This window comes from Pontibacter sp. HJ8, assembly GCF_054824225.1.
In genome coordinates, this window is the sequence record NZ_JSYF01000679.1 from 1 (window position 1) to 3,829 (window position 3,829).

The 3,829-nt window shown below is 36.4% G+C and carries 4 protein-coding genes; 1 reads left to right on the forward strand and 3 read right to left on the reverse strand.

Going from position 1 to position 3,829, the window contains the following annotated elements:
* Positions 1-245: SOS response-associated peptidase family protein (locus tag OB13_RS20825; protein WP_461492105.1), on the forward strand; the 245-nt coding region annotated here is incomplete at its 5' end.
* Positions 246-316: 71 nt separating this feature from the next.
* Here the strand turns inward: OB13_RS20825 and OB13_RS20830 are convergent.
* From OB13_RS20830 to OB13_RS20840, 3 genes are all read right to left on the reverse strand, one after another.
* Positions 317-1,576 carry a hypothetical protein gene (locus OB13_RS20830; protein WP_461492106.1) on the reverse strand — a complete coding sequence of 420 codons (1,260 nt, stop codon included), beginning with the start codon at positions 1,574-1,576 and terminating at the stop codon, positions 317-319.
* A 1-nt stretch (position 1,577) separates the two neighbouring features.
* Positions 1,578-2,789: an AAA family ATPase gene (locus tag OB13_RS20835; protein ID WP_461492107.1), complete on the reverse strand. Its 1,212-nt coding sequence runs from the start codon at positions 2,787-2,789 to the stop codon at positions 1,578-1,580.
* Positions 2,782-3,829, reverse strand: a 1,048-nt coding sequence (locus OB13_RS20840) for a hypothetical protein (RefSeq protein ID WP_461492108.1), incomplete at its 5' end; no start/stop codon positions are given. The genes OB13_RS20835 and OB13_RS20840, both read right to left, overlap by 8 nt.

The window sequence follows — 3,829 nt, forward strand, 5'->3', positions numbered from 1 at the left end:
AAGTATTGCATACTTATGCCATCATCACTACTCAAGCCAATGAAGTGGTAAAGCCTATTCATGATAGGATGCCTGTAATACTGTCGCTAGAGGCTGAGGAGCTATGGTTAAATGATACTGAAACACAAGATGATTTACTCTCCCTGCTGATGCCATTCAATGAAAAGGAGATGAGAGTCTACACTGTTTCGAATTTAGTTAATTCTCCCAGCAATAACGTTCAAGAAATTATCAACTCTCTTTAATATGCACTTGCTCAATATTGCTAAATAATGTGATACCTACTTTGTTCCAGTTTTAGTGTAAACTAAATTGGTTATAATTTACTCAGCTTTAGCCATTCTTTCAGTTCCCTTGAGAGGGAATTACCCAGTGTAGAGGACTTATGATTCAGAATTGGCACAGACAGAAGTGAAACAGAAGCACCCTCAGTGCTTTTTAAGTTAGTAAAGTTATGTTCGTTGCCGATGAAAAGGAGAATGCCAATAAAGTTAGAGCCAGGGAAGGAGTTTCTGAAATTCTCAAAATACCCTAGCATCTTATAAGTTTCTTCTGCTTTAGTTTTCTCCATCATTCTATACTTTGCATCTATGACAAGCGGAGAAGAAACCTGATTTGAGGTAATAACTACATCAGGAATACCGTTAAAAGCTTTACCCATCGCTCCTGTGTAGTACCAACGAGGTTTTCCTATTGGCTCCATTTTCTGAAACCAGATTAGTAGCTCAACTTCGCCATTATGCAACTTATAGATATATGATTCACTTCTTTTATGAAGAGGGTATGGGCCTTCAATTACCACAAATCCAATTGAAACTAGTACCTCTACAATATACTGTAAACACCAAATTTCAAAGATTTTCTCATCAAATGAAGAACTGGTTGGAAAGGCTAATATACTTTTGGCAATTTCTTCTTCTTGGTTAGGGTTCAGTTTACTACCTTTCACCCTCCATTCATCATACCAACTTATAAAATTTTGATAACCTTGCTGATTACCTGTTTGCCTTTTAAGCAAACGTCTTTTAGTCTCAAAGGCTAGCCTATCATAACCCTGATTACTCTCGACTAAACTCCAGTTAGTATTTCTTAACTGTAGGTGAATCCATTCATAGAACATGTTCACATACAATGATTCTGCAGTGTTGGTTTTCAACTTATATGTTGAAAGCTGTCTACTTATGTGTCTTAATACATTACTTATAAGGATGTTCTCAGGTGTGCTAAAAGAAATGTCAGATTTGATTGTTGGGTAGAGTACATCACCAGAATACATGAATTTTCCTGATGCTACGTATTTATTTACATCAAGTCTTCCATTAATTGGGAGTCCAGAAAATTCTTTAACCAGCCTCGGCTTCGTTGATAGTTTCTTTATAAGCGTTTCAAGAATCGGCTGTAATTTATTTAAGTAGGCTATATTGTGCCTAATTTCTATTTCATTCAAGAATGAATGAAAATCATCATCCTCATCGTTAATATCAAAACTTGCAACAGCGTTGAGTTCAACACTTCTAGATGATAGATAGCTTACAATTAGCCCTAGTGCTTCATAAAAGAAACCTTTTGCTTCCATTTTAATCTATGAAGAACATCCCTGCAGCAGCTATTTGCTTGATTTCACGCTTTGTGATATCATTGAAAGGATATTTAAGTTTGTCTGCAAATGTCTCTAGGCTAAGAGGGGTAATAGTATCTGCCTCAAACAAAGGTGCCAATTTGATTGAAGCTGCCCAATCCATTACTCTGCTGTACTCCTTTTGTGGTACCTTAAAAGCAAAGATATTAGTAGCAAATAATTCAAGCACATCAATAAGCTGTGCAGTTCCAATAGGTAGATAGGGATATATGCTTCCTTTTGTAGCATACCTTACTAGTTCTGCCGTATCAAATAGCACTTTAACTAAGGAAGTGGCACCATCGGATAATAACAACTCAACTTCAGCAAATGAAGCAAGACCTTTGTTAGAAACACGCTCAGCTGCTTGCTTTATTACTATTTGATATTCTCTAACAGCAATGGAAGGAGTTGCTTCAGTATAATCCCAATCTTCACCTTCCAGCTTCCTCTGAGGGATGTCTATTGTAATAAAGTTAAATCTGCGTCTTATCGCTTGGCTAAGACTATTTACAAATTGTCTATCTATAGAGTTGATAGTGCCGATAATCCTAAATCTTTTTGGAGTAACAAGTAATCTATTGCCCTCAACTTGATGGGATAAATTAACGGATACTGATTCATTAGTGCCTAACAGTGAAAAGAGCTCTCCAAATGACCTATCAACGTGGCATCTATTAAGCTCATCAATAAAGAGCCAAGTAGCCTGAGGCTCCACTGGATTGTCAAAATTCTTCACAATTGAATTAGCACATTGGATTACTGATTCAGTGAAGTGCCCATTAACTGGTAATACTTGCTGATGTCCATCGTCTCCAATAACTATAGTTTGTCTTCCTATTAGCTCATAGGTACTCCATTCCTCATGGGCTGTTACAGGATATAAATTACAATGAAATGCTTTTGCTATTGCGCTAGCTATACTACTTTTCCCTGTACCTGGTGGTCCTTGTAGTATAAGATTTCCTGCAATCAATGCAGTGGCTATGGATATTAACTTTTCCTCACTTATCAATAGATGAGAAGTGGCCTTTCTAAGTCTATCAATTAAATCTGGATAGCTTTCTAACTCATAATTAGATATTTCTTTTATTCTTTCAATATCATCATAAAAGTCATCTGGTGGTATTGCGCCAGAATCTACTAGTTCATTTTCATTGATGTTATCCATTAGAATCTTCTAAATATGGTTTTAAAGCTTCCTTGTTGGTAATTGGTCTAGCAGACCGTAAATCTACAATTATCTGTCCATCTGAGCTTCTCCTTTTGCCTAAAACTATGTATGTATAGCTTACATTATGATTTAGAATAACTCTTTGCTGTACAGCCACTCTACATAGAGTATTTATAGTGCCTTTAATTGTGAGGCCATCAATATAAGTATAATGTATGCCTTCTTTCAATATTAAATATTCACCAAACTTAAAGGGCGTGGATGTGCTACTTTCACTAAATTTAGGTTCTAGGGATAGAGGCGCTGCTAGAAATTTAAAGTACTCTTTCTCATCTACAAATGCAGGTGCACTAGGCATCCTCTCTAAAAAACTGCTATCTTCTTCACACTCTGGATTTCCAATTACACCACCCATTGAATCTGTAACCAATGCTTGCATGTCTTTTGGGAATGTGTATTTAATGTCTTTGACTCCAGAGTAAATCACATCTTCTTTTTTCCATAAAAGATAGTTCATTGAAGCATGAACAACTATCATATTCATAGTATTATAAAAAGCAGGTGTAGAAATAGTGTTTGTCTCTCTTATGCTATTCAAATTTTCTTCTCCTGAACGCAGCTTTCTGATCAATTCAATAGTAGTGGGAATTTGTGCTATATTGAATACTCTAGATAAGATCAGGTCTATCTCACTACGATACAAATAGCCTCCTAATTCAAGCATACTAGCATATAAGAACCAGTAAGGCAGTATGTCTGACTCATCTTGGGCTTTCCCCCTCTTCCTCCTAGGAGGACCAGTCAAAGGATACCTTAAGAGCAATGACACCCCTGCTTTTGCAAAGTCTAACTGCTTGCCATTCTCTCCTGCATCCTTAAGTTTCTGCCCACCATCAGTTATGATGATTTCGTCTGTTCTTGATAGTACATAAAGTAAACCAAATTCTTCAAAGGTAGCCTTCCAACTTTCAATACCGTGCGGTGAAATTATATTACTTGCCTCCTTGCTGGTCCAATGTTCTTTTAAAAGTTTATAT